Source organism: Rhodocaloribacter litoris, from assembly GCF_011682235.2.
Classification (GTDB): domain Bacteria; phylum Bacteroidota; class Rhodothermia; order Rhodothermales; family ISCAR-4553; genus Rhodocaloribacter; species Rhodocaloribacter litoris.
The window spans coordinates 1257233-1276415 of record NZ_CP076718.1; the positions used below are offsets into that span (position 1 = coordinate 1257233).

Annotated in this window: 13 protein-coding genes; 7 read left to right on the plus strand and 6 right to left on the minus strand. The window is 68.6% G+C overall.

Annotated elements, in window-relative coordinates:
• Positions 1-188 precede the first annotated feature (188 nt).
• Both GQ464_RS05265 and GQ464_RS05270 read left to right on the plus strand, forming a co-directional pair.
• On the plus strand, positions 189-1985 hold the full coding sequence (locus tag GQ464_RS05265) for a CRTAC1 family protein (RefSeq protein ID WP_166979826.1): 1797 nt from the start codon (positions 189-191) through the stop codon (positions 1983-1985).
• The gene (locus GQ464_RS05270; protein ID WP_228350621.1) at positions 1982-3442 is read left to right on the plus strand and encodes a pyridoxal phosphate-dependent decarboxylase family protein; all 1461 of its coding nucleotides are present in this window, start codon (positions 1982-1984) and stop codon (positions 3440-3442) included. Before GQ464_RS05265 ends, GQ464_RS05270 begins: the two co-directional genes overlap by 4 nt.
• Here GQ464_RS05270 and GQ464_RS05275 read toward each other — a convergent pair.
• The 3 genes from GQ464_RS05275 to GQ464_RS05285 form a co-directional block, all read right to left on the minus strand.
• Entirely contained in the window at positions 3437-5236 is a 1800-nt protein-coding gene (locus tag GQ464_RS05275; RefSeq protein WP_228350622.1) for a BamA/OMP85 family outer membrane protein, read from the minus strand. The genes GQ464_RS05270 and GQ464_RS05275 overlap by 6 nt on opposite strands.
• Positions 5237-5445: 209 nt before the next feature.
• The gene (locus GQ464_RS05280; RefSeq protein ID WP_166979828.1) at positions 5446-6768 is read right to left on the minus strand and encodes an amidohydrolase family protein; all 1323 of its coding nucleotides are present in this window, start codon (positions 6766-6768) and stop codon (positions 5446-5448) included.
• Positions 6769-6926: 158 nt separating this feature from the next.
• The gene (locus tag GQ464_RS05285) at positions 6927-11000 is read right to left on the minus strand and encodes a hybrid sensor histidine kinase/response regulator (RefSeq protein WP_228350623.1); all 4074 of its coding nucleotides are present in this window, start codon (positions 10998-11000) and stop codon (positions 6927-6929) included.
• Positions 11001-11285: 285 nt separating this feature from the next.
• Between GQ464_RS05285 and GQ464_RS05290 the strand changes: the two genes are divergently transcribed.
• The 3 genes from GQ464_RS05290 to GQ464_RS05300 all read left to right on the plus strand — a co-directional run bounded on the left by GQ464_RS05290 (position 11286) and on the right by GQ464_RS05300 (position 14850).
• A complete protein-coding gene (locus tag GQ464_RS05290; protein ID WP_166979832.1) occupies positions 11286-12962 on the plus strand; it encodes an NAD+ synthase in 1677 nt (558 codons plus the stop codon).
• 55 nt (positions 12963-13017) lie between these two features.
• Entirely contained in the window at positions 13018-14133 is a 1116-nt protein-coding gene (gene mutY, locus GQ464_RS05295; RefSeq protein ID WP_228350624.1) for an A/G-specific adenine glycosylase, read from the plus strand.
• 219 nt (positions 14134-14352) lie between these two features.
• Entirely contained in the window at positions 14353-14850 is a 498-nt protein-coding gene (locus GQ464_RS05300) for a hypothetical protein (RefSeq protein ID WP_166979834.1), read from the plus strand.
• Between the two features lie 32 nt (positions 14851-14882).
• On the opposite strand, the gene GQ464_RS05305 is transcribed toward GQ464_RS05300, so the two are convergent.
• Both GQ464_RS05305 and GQ464_RS05310 read right to left on the minus strand, forming a co-directional pair.
• Positions 14883-15377 carry a DUF4199 family protein gene (locus GQ464_RS05305; protein ID WP_166979836.1) on the minus strand — a complete coding sequence of 165 codons (495 nt, stop codon included), beginning with the start codon at positions 15375-15377 and terminating at the stop codon, positions 14883-14885.
• Positions 15378-15584: 207 nt separating this feature from the next.
• Complete coding sequence (locus GQ464_RS05310; RefSeq protein WP_166979848.1) at positions 15585-16070, minus strand: DUF2085 domain-containing protein; 486 nt, start codon at positions 16068-16070, stop codon at positions 15585-15587.
• A 287-nt stretch (positions 16071-16357) separates the two neighbouring features.
• Here GQ464_RS05310 and groES point away from each other — a divergent pair, with 287 nt between their 5' ends.
• Both groES and groL read left to right on the plus strand, forming a co-directional pair.
• Complete coding sequence (gene groES, locus GQ464_RS05315; RefSeq protein WP_228350625.1) at positions 16358-16645, plus strand: co-chaperone GroES; 288 nt, start codon at positions 16358-16360, stop codon at positions 16643-16645.
• Between the two features lie 96 nt (positions 16646-16741).
• Positions 16742-18373, plus strand: coding sequence for a chaperonin GroEL (groL, locus tag GQ464_RS05320; RefSeq protein ID WP_228350626.1), 1632 nt, complete (start codon positions 16742-16744; stop codon positions 18371-18373).
• 91 nt (positions 18374-18464) lie between these two features.
• Here the strand turns inward: groL and GQ464_RS05325 are convergent, their stop codons facing one another.
• Positions 18465-19151 (minus strand): SIMPL domain-containing protein, encoded by a 687-nt coding sequence (locus tag GQ464_RS05325; RefSeq protein ID WP_228350627.1) that lies wholly within the window; start codon positions 19149-19151, stop codon positions 18465-18467.
• Between the last annotated feature and the right edge of the window lie 32 nt (positions 19152-19183).

Genomic DNA, 19183 nt, shown 5'->3' on the forward strand with positions numbered 1-19183 from the left:
GCCCTTGATGTGCACGTCGCCGGGAGAGCGTCAAGGTAGAAAACGAATGCCAGAGGCGAAAGGGATCGTCCCCCGCGGACCGCCGCGGAAAGAAAACGGCCGGGACGATGCCGGGCCACGGCATGCCGGAACCGGAGACCGGTGCGATGGCGTCAGAAGACGCCCGTCCCATCCCACCCAGCGATCCCATGCCGGCACGATCGACTTCGACCCGCCGCTGCCGGAGGTCTCCGGCGCCGGCGTTGCTGCTGGCGGCGGTGTTCCTGGCCGCCGGCGGCGCCGGATGCGGTGCCCCGGGTTCTTCGGAACCCTCCCGCCCCCCGGCCACCGCCCCGGCCGCCCGTCCCGCCTTTACCGACCTCACCACCGCAGCCGGCCTCGGCGACTTCCGCCACGAGAACGGCGCCCGCGGCGACACCTGGTTTCCCGAAACCATGGGCTCGGGCGGCGGCTTCCTCGACGCCAACGGAGACGGCCACCCGGACATCGTCCTCGTCGGCGGCGGCGCCTGGACGCCCGAGGAGGACCGCGCCGTCCGCAAGCTCTGGCTCTACCTCAACAACGGCGACGGCACCTTCACCCTCGCCCCCGCGGGGACCCTCCCCGACGACCTCCCCGGCTACGGCATGGGCCTGGCCGTGGCCGACTACGACAACGACGGCGACGACGACCTCTTCTTCACCACCCTCGGCCCCGATCACCTGCTCCGCAACGACGGCGGCGTCTTCACCGACGTGACCCGCTCCGCCGGCCTCCCCCACGACCCCACCTGGAGCACCGCCGCCCTCTTCTTCGACGCCGACCGCGACGGCCACCTCGACCTCTACGTCGCCGGCTACGTGAAATGGTCCCCCGAAACCGACCTCTTCTGCTCGCAGGACGGGGAAAACAAGGGCTATTGTACCCCCGAACTCTATGAAGGCGTGCCGGGACGCTTCTACCACAACCGGGGGGACGGCACCTTCGAAGACCGCACCGCGGCCGCCGGCTTCGACACCGCCACCGGCAAAACGCTCGGTGTCATCGACCTGGACTTCAACCGCGACGGCTGGCCCGACCTCGCCTTCGCCAACGATACCGACCCCGACCAGCTCTACCGGAACAACGGGGACGGCACCTTCACCGAAACCGGCGTCGCCAGCGGCATCGCCTTCGACGAGCAGGGCCGGGCACGGGCCGGCATGGGCATCGACGCCGGCGTCGTGGACCCCTCGGGCGAGGAAACCCTTTTCGTGGGCAACTTCTCCAACGAGATGATCAGCGTCTACCGCCACCTCGGCCACGGCGTCTTCCTCGACCGGGCCGCCGCCTCCCAGATCGGCCGTACCAGCCTCCTCACCCTCACCTTCAGCGTCTTCCTCTTCGACGCAGACCTCGACGGCGACCTCGACCTCTTCGCCGCCAACGGGCACGTGCAACCGCACATCGAGCGCGTCTCGGACCAGATCCGCTTTCGCCAGCCCCCCCACCTCTTCCTCAACGACGGCAACGGTACCTTCACCGACATCGCCCCGGAACTGGGCGGTGTGATGACCCGCCCCCTGGTGGCCCGCGCCGCCGCCACGGCCGACATCGACCGCGACGGCGACCTGGACGTACTCCTGACCGAAAACGCCGGACCGGCCCACCTCTGGCGCAATGACCTCGACGCCCCCCGGCACTGGCTCCGCGTCGACCTCGAGGGCCGCGTGAGCAACCGGGACGGCCTCGGCGCCCGCATCGAGATCCTCGCCGGCGGCCAGCGGCAGGTACGACGGGTCCGGCGCAACGCCGGCTTCCTCTCGACCTTCGAGAAAACCGCCACGTTCGGCCTCGGCAACGCGACCCGCGTCGACTCGCTCGTCGTCTACTGGCCCGGCGGCCACGTGGACCGCTTTGCCGGCATCGAGACCAACCAGACGGTGCGCGTGATCGAAGGCGAAGCGTTGCTCCGGCCGCAGGCCCCTCCGAAACCCGAAACACGAACGCGCCGACCCACATCTTGAAACCGGAAACGATCGACCTCGACGCCCTGGAAACCGCCGCCCGGCAGCTCGACCCGGACGCACGCGAGCGGGCACGGCTCATGAAGGCCGTCTTCGCCTACGCCGACCGCTACCTCGAAAGCCTGCCCGACCAACCGGCCTACTTCGACCGGCCCGACAACGGCCGGGCCCTGCGGGAGACCCCCATCCCGGAGGAAGGCATCGGCCTCGACGCCGCCCTCGAACTCCTGCGCCAGCACGTCGACACGGTGGGCATCAACCCCACCTCCGGCCGGTTTCTCGGCTATATCCCCGGCGGGGGGCTGTTCCATGCGGCCCTGGGCGACTTCCTCGCCGCCGTCACCAACCGGTATGCCGGCGTCTTCTTTGCCGGACCCGGCGCCGTGCGCATCGAAAACCTGCTCATCCGGTGGATGGCCCGCCTGGCAGGCTACCCGGAAACGGCGGCGGGCTACCTGGCTGCCGGCGGTAGCCTCGCCAACCTGACGGCCATCGTCACCGCCCGCGACGACCGGGGGCTCGAAGGAGACGCCATCGCCCGGGCCGTCGTCTACTTCACCGAACACGTCCACCACTCCGTGAACAAGGCGCTCCGGCTGGCCGGGCTGCGACGGCTCGCACGGCGCCGCATCCCCGTGGACACCCGCTACCGCATGGACGCCGCCGCCCTCGAACGGGCCATCGAGGCCGACCGGCGCGCCGGGCTGGCGCCGTGGATGGTCATCGCCTCGGCAGGCACCACGAACACTGGCTCCGTGGACCCGCTCGACACCATCGGCCAGATCGCCGCCGCGCACGGGCTCTGGTACCACATCGACGCGGCCTACGGCGGCTTCTTCGCCCTCTGCGAAGACGGAGCCGCCCTCCTTCGCGGCATGAACCGCTCGGACTCGCTCGTGATGGACCCGCACAAGACGCTCTTCCTGCCCTACGGCACGGGAGCCCTCCTCGTCCGCGACGGCCAGAAGCTCCATGCGGCCCATGCCGCCGAGGCAGACTACCTGCAGGACACGTACGCCGACGGCGGGGATGAAACGGAGCTCTCCCCCGCCGACCTCTCACCGGAGCTGACGAAGCACTTCCGCGGGCTGCGGCTGTGGCTGCCGCTGCAGGTCGTCGGGCTGGCGCCGTTCCGGGCCGCCCTGGCCGAGAAACTGCTGCTGGCGCGGTATTTCCACGAGCGGATGCGGTCCGTCGACGGCTTCGAGGTGGGGCCGGCGCCGGACCTGTCGGTGGTCATCTACCGGTACGTGCCGCCGCGCGGCGACGCCGACGCCTTCAATGAACGCCTGGCCGAAGCCCTGCGCCGGGACGGCCGCATCTTCGTCAGCTCCACCCGCCTGAACGGGCAGTTCTGGCTGCGCATGGCCGCCGTCGGCTTCCGCACCCACCGCGAGGACATCGACACGGCCATCGAAGTGCTGGAACGAACCGCCCGCCGGCTGGCCGCGCTATAAGCCGAACGAGAGGCCGACGTGCACACGCCCGTCGGTGGGACCGTCCTCGCTGTTGATCGCATAGCTGGCGTTGACGAGCCCGAGCGCGGTGCTGAACTGGATGCCGAGCCCGTACCCGGGATGAACCCCCCGCGAGGCCGCCAGCCCGATCACGGCCGGCGTGTCGACGTAGCCCAGGTCGAAGAACAGGTAGGCATAGGAGAGCCGGTCGATCTGATAACGGTATTCGACGAACGTGCGGGCCACGAAGCGCCCCCGGAAGCGTTCCTCGTCGTATCCCCGGAGCGAGGTGGCCCCGCCGAAGCGGAACAGGTCACTCTCGTCGAAGCGGTTGCTGACGAGCACGGCCGCCTCGCCTCCGAAGGCGAGCACCTGGCGCCGGAACGTCGGCAAGTAGAAGCGGGTGTGCAGCCGGAGGCGCTCCTGGCGGAGCGAGGTACCCTCGCGCGTGGTATCGCCTTCGGCCGTCAACACCGTGGCGGTGCGTTGCTTCCGCCCCCGTTCGAAGTTGGTCTCCACGACGAGCCCCCGCCGCGGGTTGACGGGCCGGTCGACCCGCTGGAACCGCACGCCGAAGCCGGCAAAGAGGGCTTCCGCACGGGGAATGCGCTGGCGCCCGTCACGCAACCGCAGGCCCGCCTGCCCCGGGCTGGTGTTCTCCCGGCTGACGGTGACGAAGGCCGTCAGCCCGGCACCGAAGCGGTAGCCGAGTTCGAGCTGGTACCGCTGCTTGCCGTAGGTGGAGTCTTGTTGCAATCCTTCGAAGCGCCCTTCGCCGCTGAACGGCAGCCCGAAGAGGAAGGGATCGGCCATCCGCACGTCGACGCTGCTGACCTGTCCCGGCAGGCGGTTGAGCCGGAGCGAGAGCACCCGTCCGGCGCCGAAGAGGTTGCGCAGGAGCAAGTGCCCGTTGCCGACGAGGCTACCGCGCCCGCCCGTGCCCGTGGCGGGCAGGTAGCCAAGCACGAGGTCGAACGCCCCCGGTGCCGCCTCTTTCACGGGCAGGCGAAGCACCATCTGACCGCCGGGCTCCATGACGAGCTCCGGCGGGCCCACCTCTTCGAAGAAGCCCGTCTCGAGCAGCCGTTGCCGTATGAGTTCGGGGTCGTAGGCCACCAGCGGGGCACCGGGCGCGACGCCGGCCACCCGCGCCGCATAACCGGGCCGGGTACGCTCGGCGCCCGGCAGTTCCACCCGGTCGAGCACGAGCGTCTTGCCCTCATCGACCTGGAGCGTCAGTCCCAGCCGGGGCGGGTCGCCGGGCAACAGGGTCACCTCCCGAACGTGAATCTGGGCCAGCGGGAAGCCCTCGGCTTCGTAGCGCCGGAGGATCACCTGCAGGTCGGCTTCGAGGCGGGCCGGGTCGAGCGGGCGACCGGGGCGCGTGTCCATCCGGTCGCGCACGTCGAGCGAGTCGAACACGGTCATGCCGAGGAGCCGCACCCGTCCCACGACGACCCGGGGGCCCGGGCGGACATGCACGTGCACCGCCGGCGGGTGGGTCGTCGTATCCACCCGTACCGTGTCGAGGTCGGCGAAGTAGTGGCCGTCACGGCGGAGATGTCCCAGCACCCGTGCCGTCACCGCGTCCAGGCTGTCGAGCGGCGGCGTCTCGGCCAGCGGCCACGGCCATACCTCCTCCCCGGCATGAAGAACCCACACGGCTCCGGCAGCTGGCACGGAGGCCGAGGCCTGCTGCCCGTGTGCCCGCCCCGCCCCCCCCGACGCGAACGCCAGCCCCACCCAGAGCCAGCACCAGCCGCGTATGGACTTCGACGAGAGCACGGCGTTCACCTTCGGCCGCGTGACAGATTTACGATTTAAGGGTGAGGTGGGGAGCGGGATAGCGGCCCGTACCACGTAGCCGCGGGCTTCGGCCCGGGCCTGCCGGCGGCGAGGCACCCCGTCAGGGGTGCGGCTATAACGGGTTTCCCTTCATGACGGCGGTCTCAAAGACACGGACCGCCGCCCTCTCCCCCGCCTCCCCACGTCCACACCTGAAACTACCGGGCATAGGCGGCGGCGATCCGTGCCAGCCGTTCCTGGATGGTTTCGCGGGGCAGCCAGGTACCGCGCACCATCACGCCGGCGGGGCGCCTGAGGTGGTCGAGGCTTTCAAGGGGGTTGCCCTCGAGCAGGATCAGGTCGGCGCGGCGCCCGACGGCCACCGTACCGAACGTGTCTTTGCCGTTGAAGTACGCCCCGACGTTGTACGTGCCGGTGCGGAGCACGTCGTAGGGCGTCATGCCGGCCGCCGTCATGCGTTCGAGCTCGCGGTGCAGGGAAAAGCCGGGCACGCTGAAGAGCTGCGGGGAATCGGTGCCCATGAGGATGCCGGCACCGCCCTCATGCAGGGCGCGCAGGATGCGCATCCGGTTGCGTATGACGCGCTGTGCCGCCGCCGCATCCCGGTCCGGGCTCGCCAGGCGACGGCGGTAGTTCTCCACCCAGGCCTCGACCTGGCCAGGCGGCATGTATTGCAGCTCCGGATAGGCCTGCAGCGTCTCCGGCTCGACCACGCCGAAGAGGTATTCCCAGAGGGCCATCGTCGGCACCACCCAGGCACCGGCCTCGCGGGTGAGGCGCACGACCTCGGCAAGCTGCGCGTCATCGATCTCACCCCGGTCGCCGCCCAGGTACTCGACGTAGCCGTCGAGGTGGTCGAAGGTGTCCTGTCCCATTTCGAGGGCGTGGCGCAGCCCGACGTCGGCCGGGACGTGGCCGGCGAACCGGATACCGACCTCGTGGGCCGTACGGGCCATCGCGTCGTACTCTTCGCGGGTGAGGCCCGGAAAGACCTTGAGCAGATCCCAGCCCGCGGCCTTCTGGCTGCGCACCCGGGCTTCGGCCTCCTCGGGCGAGTTGATGGTGCTGCCGCTGAAACCCGGTCCGGCCATGTAGAACGTCGGCCCGAGGAGCTCACCCCGGCTGGTTTTTGCCCGCAGTTCGAGCGAGTTCTCGAAGCCGAGCATCACCCGCACGGTCGTGATGCCGTTGGCCAGGTAGAGAAACAGGAGGTTCTCGACGTCGGCGGGGTCGGCGCCGGGCGGCAGCAGGTGCCCGTGCATTTCGGCCAGGCCGGGCATGAGATACCGGCCCTGTCCGTCGATGCGCACCGCATCCGCCGGCACCCTGACGGCTCCGGCCTCCCCGACGGCGACGATGCGGGTGCCGCGCACCAGCACAGTCTGGTTCTCGAGCACGCGCTCGCTGTCCATGGGCACGACGTGGACGCCCACGAAGGCCGTCACCGTCTCCGGCGGCGGGAGGGGGTTCGAGCCGGTGAGGGCGAAAAGCAGCGGCAGAAGGGCAAGCAGGCGGGTCATGGTGCAGGGGGGCTGGGTCGGAGAAGAGAAACGGCACACACCGCGACGACGGGCGACCGCGAAGCCCCCGGACCGCTCGACCCGGCACGCCGGCTCCGAGGCCGTCCCGGCATGTCTGGAGCCTACGCCCGGCGGGGCCTCCTGGATCCGCGCCTGCTTCAACCTGCCCGCTCGAGTTCCCGGGCGGCCTGCTCGAGCACGGCCACCAGCCCCGCCAGCTGAACCGGCTTGGTGAGGAAGTCGTCCATGCCGGCGTCCAGGCATTTTTTCCGGTCCTCTTCCATCGCGTTGGCCGTCAGTGCGACGATGCGGAGATCGGTCCGGGCGCCCTTCATGGCCCGCAGTTGCCGGGTGGCTTCCAGCCCGTTCATCTCGGGCATCTGCACATCCATCAGGACCACGTCGTAGTCCACCTTCCGGACGGCCTCGAGCACCTCCTGCCCGTTGGCGGCCACGTCGGCGCGGTAGCCGAGGCGCTCGAGCAGGCGCAGCGTCACGCGCTGGTTGACCACGTTGTCCTCGGCCAGCAGGATGCGCAGCGGCAACCGGCGGCCCATCTCCGGGTCGAACTCGGCACGACGGCCGGCGCGGCGCCGGGTCGGCCCGGCCGCGTCGAAGGCCATCGCCAGCGCATCGTGGAGATCGGACCGCCGGACAGGCTTGCTGATCGAATAGGCCTGTTCGACCTCCCGGACGTCGACCCGCCGGCAGATGTCGTTCAGCAGCACCAGGGGTAGCCGGTGCCCCTTCGGATGCACCCGCACGACCCGGAGGAAGGCGTGCGCGTCGAGGTCGGGCAGGTTCAGATCCAGCACGAGCGCGTCGAAAGCCGGCTCGGCGCTGATGGCCTTGAGCGCCGCCTTGCCCGAAGCCGCCGGATGCACCACCAGCCCCCAGGTGCGCAGCACCGCGGCCAGGCTCTCCCGCGCAGCCGTATGGTCCTCCACCAGCAGCACGCGCCGCCCCTGGAACAGGGTGTCTCCGGCCGCTCCTCGCTGCTCGTCCGTCGCTTCGACGGGCTCGGCGCGGAAGGTGAAGTGAAACGTGCTGCCCCGGCCTTCTTCACTCTCGCCCCAGATGCGCCCGCCCATCCGTGCACAGAGGCGCTTGCAGATCGCCAGTCCCAGCCCCGTCCCGCCATACTTGCGCGTGGTCGAGGCGTCGACCTGCGAGAAGGCCTTGAACAGGCGATCCATGCGGTCGGCCGGGATGCCGATGCCGGTATCCCGCACGGCGACGTGGAACAGCCGGCCGGGCGCCTCCGGGGGTTCCTCCTCCCCTTTCCACAGACCGACCGTCACCACCACCTCCCCCGCATCCGTAAACTTGACGGCGTTCGAGAGGAGGTTGACGAGGATCTGGCGCAGGCGCGTGTCGTCTCCGTTGATGGTTCCGGGCACGTCGGGATCGACGTGGAGCACCAGCTCGAGCCCTTTGTGACAGGCCCGCACGGCCACCACGTCCATGGCCGACTCCAGGCAGGCCGTCAGGCTGAACGGGTGCACCTCGAGCTCCACCTGCCCGGCCTCGAGCTTGGAGAAGTCCAGGATTTCGTTGATCAGGGTGAGCAGGCTCTCCCCGCAGGAACGGATCGTCTCGACGCATTCGGCCTGCTCGTCGGTCAACTCCATGTCCAGCAACAGGCTGCTCATGCCGATGATGCCGTTCATGGGCGTGCGGATCTCGTGACTCATGTTGGCCAGGAACTCGCTCTTGGCCTGCGCGGCCGACTCGGCTTTTGCCCTGGCCCGTTCGAGGTCGCGCACGGTCTGCTCCAGCTCGTTCGCCTTCTGCCGAAGCTCCAGGGTGCGCCGGCGCACGGCCCGTTCAAGGGCGAGCTCGCGCTGCCGGAAACGCCGCATCCGGTATCGTACGGCCCCCAGCACCCCGGCGGCCGCCACCAGCCCGACCAGCAGGAAGAACCAGGGTTGCTGGAAAAAGAAGGGTTTCAGCTCGATCGCAAGCACGGCCTCGCGCTCGCTCCATACCCCCTGCTCGTTGGCCGCGACGACCCGGAAGCGATAGGTCCCCGGCGGGAGATTCGTGTAATAGGCGACGCGTCGCCCGCCGGCATCCACCCAGTCCCGGTCAAACCGTTCGAGCCGGTATTTGAACCGCACTTTTTCGGGGAAGAGAAAGCTCAGCGCCGTGTAGTGGACCTCGATCTTGGTTTCACCCGGGGGCACCACGACGGGCTCGCCGCGTACCGGGGTTTCGGTGTCGCCAACGCGCACCTTTTCAATGATCACGGGAGGCGGAAGGGGGTTGGCCTGGTCGCCGTCCGGGTGGATGCCGGCGGCACCGCGCATGGTGGCGAACCAGAGCCGGCCGTCCCGTGTCTGCCAGCCGGCCGGCGAGGCGCTGTTGCCCTCCTGGCTGCGCAGCCCGTCCTCCCGGCCGTAGACGGTGGACGAGACCGCCCCCAGGCGTCCCTCGAAGAACGCGTCGAGTTCGGCCTTCGGCACCGAGAAGATGCCCCGGTTGCTGCTCATCCAGAGGCGTCCCCGGTCGTCTTCGAGGATCTGATGGATGACGTCGTCGAAGAGGCCGTCTTGCGAGGTGACGACCGAGAAGCGCCCGTCTTTGAGGCGGGTGAGCCCTTTGCCGTAGCTGCCGATCCAGAGCGCCCCCTCGTCGTCCAGGTGGAGCGCGGTGACGAAGACGTCGGCGAGGCCGTCTTCGGGGGTGTACGTGTTGAAGCGGCCGTCCTTGAAGCGGCTGAGCCCGCCGCCCCGGGTGCCGATCCAGAGCGTGCCGCCCGGGTCCTCCCGGATCACCCAGACGACGTTGCTTCCGAGCCCGTCGGCCGTGGTATACCGGGCGACGAACCGCCCGTCGCGCAGGGCCTGCAGGCCGCCGCCGTCGGTGCCGACCCAGAGCGTGCCGTCGGAGGCTTCGAAGATGGTGCGCACGAAGTCGTTGCCGAGGCCATCGGCGGTGGTGTAGGACGTAAAGCGGCCGTCCTTGAGACGGGCGAGCCCGCCCCGCCGCGTCCCGATCCAGAGCGTGCCGTCCCGGCCTTCCCAGAGGGCCCAGACGGCATGGTTCGGCAAACCGTCGGCGGTGGTGTAGGTCCGGACGACCCCGTCCTTGATCCGGTTGAGGCCGGCCATCGTACCGATCCACAGGCTGCCGTCCTGCGCCTCGATGATCGCCCGCACGGGGTCGTAGGAGAGTCCTTCCGGCACACCATAGACGAGGAAGCGGCTGTTCTTGAAGCGATGGAGCCCGCCTCCGAAGGTTCCCACCCAGAGGCTGCCCTCCCGGTCTTCCTGGATGGCCCACACGACTTCGCCGGCGGCCCGGCCGGAGAGGGAGGCGGTTTCGAAACGTCCCTCGCGGTAGCGAACGAGCCCGCTGCCGTCGGTGCCGATCCAGAGCGTGCCCCGGCGGTCCTCAAAGATCGTGTTGACGTGGTCGTGCGGGAGGCCGTGCCGGGTCGTCAGGGTGTGGAAGGTGCCGTCCTCCAGGTAGACCAGGCCGCCGCCGCGCGTGCCGATCCACAGGCGCCCGGCCCGGTCCTCATACAATCCCCGCACAATGTTGCTCGCGAGGCCGTCTTCGGTCGTGTAGGCTGTGAAGCGTCCCTCGCGGTAGCGGAGGAGACCGCCGCCGTTGGTGCCGATCCAGAGCGTGCCCCGGCGGTCCACCAGCAGGCCGAGGATACTGACGTTGGGCGGCAGGTCCGGCGGGATGATGGAGGTGAAGACGCCGTCCCGAAAGCGAGTCAGCCCGCCGTTCTGCAGGCCGATCCACAGGTTTCCCTCCGGGTCCTCAGCCAGGGAGGTGACGAAGTTGCGCCCGAGCCCGTCCGCCGTGGTATAGGTCTGGAAGACGCCGTCCCGGTAGGCGATGAGCCCGCCGGCCTGCGTGCCGATCCAGAGCGTGCCGTCCCGCCCCTCCAGCAGGGCGTAGACGACGTGATCCAGAAAAGCCGGTGTGTTGCGCTTGTCGAAGACGGTGAACCGCACCCCGTCGAAGCGCACCAGGCCCTCGTAGGTACCGAACCAGAGGTAGCCGTCACGGGTCTGCACGATGGCGTTGATGGAGTTCTGGGGCAACCCGTCGTCCACCGTCCACACGTCGTGGGTATACTGGGAGAGCGACAGCGCGGGATCGAGTCCCTGGGCCTCCGACCGGCGGACTCCCCCCAGCAGCAACACCCCCGCGAGGAAAACCACGCCGGTGCCCCATCCCCGGGGCGACCGCCCGGGCCTGCGGTATGAATCCATGATCTCCACGAAAAACGTCTACATCGTGCGGCCGGCACATGCCGCGGAGAGGCGCTTAACAAAACCCGGGCCGTTCTCTCGATCCCGCCTCCGTACCGCCGAGGAGACCCGTCCGGCTTCCTTCCCCCGCCCCCGGCCCCTCCCCGAGCCCACCGCACCCTCCCGGTCCCCCGGCCGGACCTGCATTCTTTTCCCGGATCACCGGAAAAAAATCCGGAACGCCGCCCGGGACCTGCTCGTTCGTCTGTGCATCCGGCCCGTTTCCGCTTCCGTTGCACCCACCTCATGAAGATCGCGCTGGCCCAGATCAACCCGACCGTCGGCGACCTGCCGGGCAACAGCCGTAAGATCATCGACTTTGCCCGCCGGGCCCGTCGTGAGGGCGCCGACCTCGTCGTTTTTCCCGAACTCTGCGTCACCGGCTACCCGCCGCTCGATCTGCTCGAGAACGTCTATTTTATCGAGGCCGCGCAGCAGGCCGTCTCCTGGATCGCCCGGGAGGCCCCGCCGGAGACGGGCCTGATCGTCGGCGCCCCCGTTCCCAATCCCCACCGGGTCGGGAAGCGGCTCTTCAACGCGGCCCTCCTCCTCGAAAACGGCGAGACGGTCGCGTGCATCCACAAGACGCTCCTGCCCACCTACGACGTCTTCGACGAATACCGGTACTTCGAACCGGCACCCGGGCGTCAGGCGGTCGCCTGGCGCGGGCTCCGGCTGGGCCTCCACATCTGCGAGGACATGTGGAATAACGAGGAATACGCGGACTACCACCTCTACGACGTCAACCCGATCGACGAGCTCGCCGCGCAGGACCTCGACCTTTTCGTCAACATCAGCGCCTCCCCGTTCTCACAGGGCAAACACGCCCTGCGCAACGCCGTCATCGAGGGCATCTGCCGCGAGCACGGCGTCCCGTTCGTGCTCGTCAACCAGGTGGGCGCCAACACCGAGGTGCTCTTCGACGGGGACAGCCGCGTGCACGCCGCCGACGGCACCCGGCTCGTCTGTGCCCCGTCGTTCCGGGAAGCACTCCTCCTCTGGGACACCGAAACCCGCACCGGCCCCTGCTCCCTGCGCCACGACGACCTGGCCGACCTGCACGACGCCCTCACCATGGGCATCCGCGACTACTTCGAAAAGACGCGGGCGTTCACGAAGGCCATCGTCAGCCTCTCGGGCGGTATCGACTCGGCCGTGACGTGTGCCCTGGCCGTGGAGGCCCTCGGCCCGGACCGGGTCACCAGCGTGACGATGCCTTCGGCCTTCTCCTCGAAAGGATCCGTGGACGACTCGCTCGCCCTGGCCGAGAACCTGGGCATCCCCTGCCGGGTGATCCCCATCCATCCGGCCGTGGAGGCCTTCGGCAGGATGCTCGAAGACGCCTTCCGGGGCACCGAGCCCGGCATCGCGGAGGAAAACATCCAGGCGCGGGTGCGGGGCACCACGCTCATGGCCCTCTCGAACAAGTTCAACTACCTGGTCCTCTCCACCGGCAACAAGAGCGAGCTCTCGGTGGGCTACGCCACGCTCTACGGCGACATGAGCGGGGGCCTGGCCGTCCTGGCCGACGTGTTCAAGACCCAGGTGTATGCGCTGGCCCACCACATCAACGAACGGGCCGGACGGACGGTGATCCCGGAAAACACGATCCGCAAGCCTCCCTCGGCCGAACTGCGCCCCGGCCAGCTCGACACGGATTCGCTGCCCCCCTACCCCGTCCTCGACGAGATCCTCCGCCTCTACATCGAACAGCGTCTCGACCTCGACGCCATCGTCGCCGCTACGGGCCACGAACCCGCCTTCGTGCACCAGATCCTGCGCATGGTGGACCGCAACGAATACAAACGGCGACAGGCCCCGCCGGGCCTGCGCGTCAGTGCCAAGGCCTTCGGCATCGGCCGCCGCCTGCCCATCGTGATGCGGTGGAACCGCGACCAGGTCGCCTTCGCCGTGCAACGTTGAACGCGCCCGGCAAGGCGATGGACCACCGCCCCGTGAAACCTGTCATCGGAAAAGCTTGCAACCCGTAACCGAGGCCCATCGCACCGCGTTTCGCCGCGACCTGATCGGCTGGTTTGCCGCTGCCGCGCGGGATCTGCCCTGGCGGCACACGCACGATCCGTACCGCATCTGGCTGTCCGAGGTCATGCTGCAACAGACCCGGGTGGATCAGGCCGTGCCCTATTATCAGCGTTTCCTGGACGCCTTTCCGACCGTGGAAGCCCTGGCCGCGGCCGACCTCGACGAGGTGCTCCGGCTCTGGGAGGGACTGGGCTACTATGCGCGGGCCCGGAGCCTGCACCGGGCCGCCCGCATGATCGTCGACGACTTCGGCGGTCGCTTCCCGGCAACCTACGCCGAGGCCCGGCGGCTGCCCGGCGTCGGGCCCTACACGGCGGCGGCCGTCCTCTCGCTCGCCTACGAGAAGCCGCACGCCGTGCTCGACGGCAACGTCGCCCGGGTGCTGGCCCGCGTCTTCACCGTCGGCGACGACGTGAAAGCCGCCGCCACCCGCCGGCGGCTCCAGGCAAGGGCCGACGACCTCCTCGACCCCGAACGCCCCGGCCCGTTCAACGAGGCGATGATGGAGCTCGGCGCCACGGTCTGCACGCCCGCCGGTCCCCGGTGCCCGGCCTGCCCGCTCCGCCCGGTGTGCGGCGCCTTCGCCGAAGACCGGCCCGAAGCGTATCCCGTCACGACCAAAAAAGCCCCGTTGCCGCACCACGACGTCGCCGTCGGGCTGGTGTTCGACGAGCAGGGACGCGTCCTTATCCAGCGACGCCCCCCCGACGGGCTACTCGGCGGGCTGTGGGAGTTTCCGGGTGGCAAACGCCGGCCGGGTGAGCCTCTGGAAGCAACCTGCCGGCGCGAGCTGTACGAAGAACTGGGCATCGAGGTCGAAGTCGAGGCACCCTTTCACCGGCTCTCGCACGCCTACACCCACTTTCGCATCACCCTGCACGCCTTCCGGTGCCGCCTCGGCACGGGCACGCCGGCCTCGCAGAACGGGGAGCCGGTCCGGTGGGTGCCCGTCGCGGAGCTGAAAGACTATGCCTTCCCCCGCGCCAATCGCCGCCTGATCGAGCGGCTGCTGGAAACAAAACACACCCCCTCTCTCTTTGACACAGGGTGAACCCCGGGTGGAATACCGTTGCCCTTTTACGGGCGTCGGGGCAGGCGCCTGCGTGGTGCGTACGGGCACGCATCTGCGGGCGAGGGCGATCGCCTCGTGCAGGCCGCCAGCCAAGGTTCTCTCTGCCACGAAAACCCGAGAAGAAGGCAAACCCGGGGCCATAGACCGGATCGCCTCCCGGAGCGTCACCCCCGCAACCCGTACCAACCCGCCGAACGCATGGACTTCGAAACCCTGTTCTGGTTGATCCTGCTGGGTCTCTATGTGCTGTACCAGCTGGTGGGCGGCAAAAAGCCGCGTCCGCGGCCGGCGCCTGCCCCGGACGCCGACGCGCCGGCCGAAGCCGGGGACGACCTCGACCGCAACCTGCAGGAGGCCCTGCGTGAAATCCGTGAGGCGCTGGGGGTTGAGGCACCGCCCGCTCCGGAACCTCCCCCTGCCCGTGAGCCGTCGTCGCGGCCGGAGTGGGTTCCCGTCGAGCAGGAAGCATGGGGGGCCCCCCGGGTGCCCACCCGCCCACGTGAACCCGCCGCACCGCCGTCAGACCGCCTCCCCGACACGCGGGACGCCGTCCCGGCGGAGTCGGCAGCCGCCGGCGGCCCGACACCGGCCCAGCGACTTCGCCACCGCCTGCGTGAGCGGGACACCCTCCGCGAGGCGGTTCTGCTCAAGGAAATCCTCGACCCGCCGCTGTCCCTGCGACGGCCCGGAAGGTAGCCGGGCGACAGAACGGACCACGGCCGCCCGGCCTACATCGCCGCCCCCTCCGGCGCTTCCCCCCCTTTCTTGAACAGCACGGCGCCGAGCACCCCGCCGATTGCACCAAAGATGGCCGTGACGATGAGCACGGCACCGTACCACGCCTGCTTGAGGTACGAGCCGAGTGTGACGGGCTGGCTCATCTGCTCCCGGATCTGCTCGTACTGCTCGGGCGGCATCCCCTCTCCAAAGCGCTCCAGCATGAACTGCGAAATGACCAGATCGTGCCGGATCCCGATCTTCATCAGCACGAAGTTCAGCACCAGCGAGATGAGTCCCCCTATGAGGGCCGCCAGCGCGCCGATCGTGGCGCCTTCGCCGGCCGGTATGGTCAGTTCGTACGTGCTCGTGTAATGCCATACGGCCACGACCGCCCCGATGAGCACGCCGGCACAGCAGAGCATGTTGATGAGTCCCAGGTATGAGGTGCTGAGCAGCCCCACGACCAGCCCACCCAGCAAAATCGACTGGTTTTTACTTGGCATGGTTCCTCCGTAGCATAAACTCTCTGGTGATGAAAACGGCGCGGGCAGGCACACGAAACGTCCTGCGGCGTAGCCTTTCGCCCCGGCGCGCAGCGGTCACGCACACCCCCCGTACCCTCGCCTCCCTCGACGGTCCCCTGCCTCTTCGGGTTGCGAAATTAGAACCTACAGGGCGAAAAGGAAAGGAACGACACACACGGCCCGCTGCTATTCGGCGGCCTTCCCCGTTGCGGCGGCCGATCCCACCCGCCGGCCCGACACCGCGACGGCTCCGCGCGTCACGTAGTAACCCGCCACGATCCCGAACAGCAACCCGGTTGCCAGGCGACTGACGGGGGTGTTCTGCCAGACTCCCAGCACCCCGGCAAGCCAGTCCATCCCGGCAGGAACCAGCGCGACGGCCAGCACCGGCAGGGCGTGCCTGTAGAGCAACGAATCCCACCGCCGGAACAGGAAAAAGCCCGGTGCAGCCAGCAGCATACCCCACAGGATCCCGTAACAGCGGTGACACACGGCCAGCGCCACCCCATCCACATGCGGCGAACGACCGGGCAGCTGGTGGCAGACGGCGGAAAAAGCCGTCATCAGCAGCGAGCGGGTTTCCGGCCCCACAAACGGCGGCAGCGTCGCCAGCAGGACGAGCCCCCCGGTGACGCCCAGGGCCAGCATCCAGCCCCCCCGGGACACCGGCATGCCGGCAGCGAAAGTCCCATCGTTCCGGGGTGTGGAGAAAGACATGGGTGTTCGATGCACTCCGTTCATCTAAAATTAATCACAGGCTGGCCCCGGGCAGTACGTAAACGGCAGTTCGGGACCTTGCCGGGCGGAACAGCCGCCCGCCATGGCCGGTTATACGCGGCGGCGTCTCCTTCGGTGCACGCCGCTTTTTTTCGCATGCATTTTAGCACTCTCCGCATCAGAGTGCTAACAGTTTTCCTTTCTGCCTTACGCGTCAATCCCATTCAAGAGGAGGTAACCCTATGTCCATCAAACCGCTGGGCGACCGCGTGGTCGTCAAACCCGAACCGGCCGAGGAGAAAACCTCCAGCGGGCTCTACATCCCCGACACCGCCAAGGAGAAACCCCAGCGCGGCACCGTCGTCGCCGTCGGCCCCGGACGCGTCGAAAACGGCACCAAGATCGACATGACCGTCAAGGAAGGCGACACGGTCCTCTACGGCAAGTACGCCGGCACCGAAGTCCGCCTCGGCGACGAAGAGTACCTCATCATGCGCGAGACCGACATCCTCGGTGTCATCGAAGAATAAGTAGCATCCCCGCCCGGCCCGGCGCCGTGAGCGGGTTTTTTGTGGCCGGTAGCGGCCATTTACAACCTTTTTTCGAACCCAACAAAAAGCGAAACTATGGCGAAGCAGATCATTTTCAACGCGGAGGCGCGTGCGGCGCTCAAGCGCGGCGTCGACACGCTGGCCAACGCCGTCAAGGTTACCCTCGGTCCGAAGGGCCGCAACGTGATCATCGAGAAGAAGTTCGGTGCGCCGACCGTGACGAAGGACGGCGTCACCGTCGCCAAGGAGATCGAACTCGAGGACAAGCTCGAGAACGTCGGGGCGCAGATGGTCAAGGAGGTCGCCTCGAAGACGAGCGACGTGGCCGGCGACGGCACCACCACGGCCACGGTGCTGGCGCAGGCGATCATGTCGGCCGGGCTGAAGAACGTCACGGCCGGGGCCAACCCGATGGACCTCAAGCGCGGCATCGACAAGGCCGTCGAGCAGGTGGTCGAGCGCCTGCGTGCGCTCAGCCGTGAGATCGAGGGCAAGCAGGAGATCGCGCAGGTGGCCACGATCTCGGCCAACAACGACACGGCCATCGGGGAGCTCATCGCCGAGGCCTTCGAGCGCGTGGGCAAGGAAGGGGTCATCACGGTCGAGGAGGCCCGCGGCACCGAGACGACGCTCGAGGTGGTCGAGGGGATGCAGTTCGACCGGGGCTACCTCTCGCCCTACTTCGTCACCGACGCCGAGAAGATGGAGGCCGTGCTCGAGGACGCCTACATCCTGATCCACGACAAGAAGATCTCCTCGATGAAGGATCTGCTGCCGATCCTGGAGAAGGTGGCGCAGATGAGCCGTCCGCTGCTGATCATCGCCGAGGACGTCGAGGGCGAGGCGCTGGCGACGCTGGTGGTGAACAAGCTGCGGGGTACGCTGCGCGTGGCGGCGGTGAAGGCGCCGGGCTTCGGCGACCGTCGCAAGGCGATGCTGGAGGACATCGCGATCCTGACGGGCGGCACGGTGGTCTCGGAGGAGAAGGGATACCGGCTCGAGAACACGACGCTGGACTACCTGGGCCGCGCCAAGCGGATCGTCATCGACAAGGACAACACGACGATCGTGGACGGGGCCGGGAGCCCGGATCAGATCAAGGCGCGGGCGAACCAGATCAAGCAGCAGATCGAGACGACGACGTCGGACTATGACCGGGAGAAGCTGCAGGAGCGTCTGGCGAAGCTCTCCGGCGGGGTGGCGGTGCTGAAGATCGGAGCCGCGACGGAGCCGGAGATGAAGGAGAAGAAGGCGCGCGTGGAGGATGCGCTGCACGCGACGCGGGCGGCGATCGAGGAAGGGATCGTGCCCGGCGGGGGTGTGGCCTACATCCGTTCGCTCCCGGTGCTGGAGGAGCTCGAGGTGGAGAACGAGGACCAGTCGATCGGGGTCTCGATCGTGCGCCGGGCGCTGGAGGAGCCGCTGCGCCAGATTGCGGCGAACGCGGGTCTGGAGGGTTCGATCGTGGTGCAGCGGGTGAAGGAAGGCGAGGGCGACTTCGGCTTCAACGCCCGCACGGAGGAGTACGGCTCGCTGCTGAAGCAGGGCGTGATCGACCCGACGAAGGTGACGCGTACGGCGCTGGAGAACGCGGCGTCGGTGGCGGGGCTGCTGCTGACGACCGAGTCCATCGTGGCCGACAAGCCGGAGAAGGAGAAGGCATCGGCCGCTCCCGACATGGGCGGCATGGGCGGGATGGACTTCTAATCCTGCCCGTCGTGCACGTAGAAAAGGGGCCGGAGGTCAAACTCCGGCCCCTTTTTGTTTCAGGTGCCTCTCTGCGCCACGGCACGGTCCCCTATTTCAGGGCAAACGCAACCTGCACCATCGCCCGCACCTCGATCTCGCCGGAGGCATAGGCTTCCGGCACCGCCTCGCCCGCATCCTTGGCCATTGCCGCGGCTTCCATGCGAAAGACCGGGCGCGGGATCTCAAGGCTCTGCTCGTTGATGTGCAGCACCTCCCCCAGTTCCGCGCCGAGGGCGCTGGCCATCAGCGCGGCCTTTTCGCGGGCGTTCATCACGGCCATCCGCAGCGCCTCGTTCCGCACGGCCGCGCGGTCGCGCAGGTCGTAGGTCACCCCGTTGAGCCGGTTGGCCCCCTGCCGGACGACGTCGGCGATCAACGCCGGCAGCCGGTCCAGGTCTTCCAGTTCCACCACGACCTCCCGGACGGCCTCGAACCCTTTCTCCTCGTAGCGCCGGGTCTCCGGGTTGAATTCACGATACGGCTGGATGCTGAGCGTCTCCAGGCGGAGCTTCCGCTCGTCGACGCCCAGGGCCCGGACGGCGTTCATGGCCGCAGCGGCCGCCTCCGCATTGCGCCGCCGTGCCTCCTCGGGATCCATGTCGCGCGTGACCACCCCGAAGCGGACGATGGCCTTGTCGGGTTGTACATGCAGCACGCCTTCCCCGCTGACGTTCACGGTGCGGCGGCTCTGATTTTCCTGTGCCATAGCGGGCGGCGTGACCAGTACGGCCAGCATGAGGAAGAAAAGAAAAAAGCAACGTCCCGGCG

What these genes read in the sequence shown, in the direction of transcription:
- GQ464_RS05265 (WP_166979826.1), top strand. Translation starts at nt 189, where the DNA reads ATGCCGGCACGATCGACTTCGACCCGCCGCTGCCGGAGGTCTCCGGCG.
- GQ464_RS05280 (WP_166979828.1), bottom strand. Translation starts at nt 6,768, where the DNA reads ATGACCCGCCTGCTTGCCCTTCTGCCGCTGCTTTTCGCCCTCACCGGC.
- GQ464_RS05285 (WP_228350623.1), bottom strand. Translation starts at nt 11,000, where the DNA reads ATGGATTCATACCGCAGGCCCGGGCGGTCGCCCCGGGGATGGGGCACC.
- GQ464_RS05290 (WP_166979832.1), top strand. Translation starts at nt 11,286, where the DNA reads ATGAAGATCGCGCTGGCCCAGATCAACCCGACCGTCGGCGACCTGCCG.
- GQ464_RS05300 (WP_166979834.1), top strand. Translation starts at nt 14,353, where the DNA reads ATGGACTTCGAAACCCTGTTCTGGTTGATCCTGCTGGGTCTCTATGTG.
- GQ464_RS05305 (WP_166979836.1), bottom strand. Translation starts at nt 15,377, where the DNA reads ATGCCAAGTAAAAACCAGTCGATTTTGCTGGGTGGGCTGGTCGTGGGG.
- GQ464_RS05310 (WP_166979848.1), bottom strand. Translation starts at nt 16,070, where the DNA reads ATGCCGGTGTCCCGGGGGGGCTGGATGCTGGCCCTGGGCGTCACCGGG.
- groES (WP_228350625.1), top strand. Translation starts at nt 16,358, where the DNA reads ATGTCCATCAAACCGCTGGGCGACCGCGTGGTCGTCAAACCCGAACCG.
- groL (WP_228350626.1), top strand. Translation starts at nt 16,742, where the DNA reads ATGGCGAAGCAGATCATTTTCAACGCGGAGGCGCGTGCGGCGCTCAAG.
- GQ464_RS05325 (WP_228350627.1), bottom strand. Translation starts at nt 19,151, where the DNA reads ATGCTGGCCGTACTGGTCACGCCGCCCGCTATGGCACAGGAAAATCAG.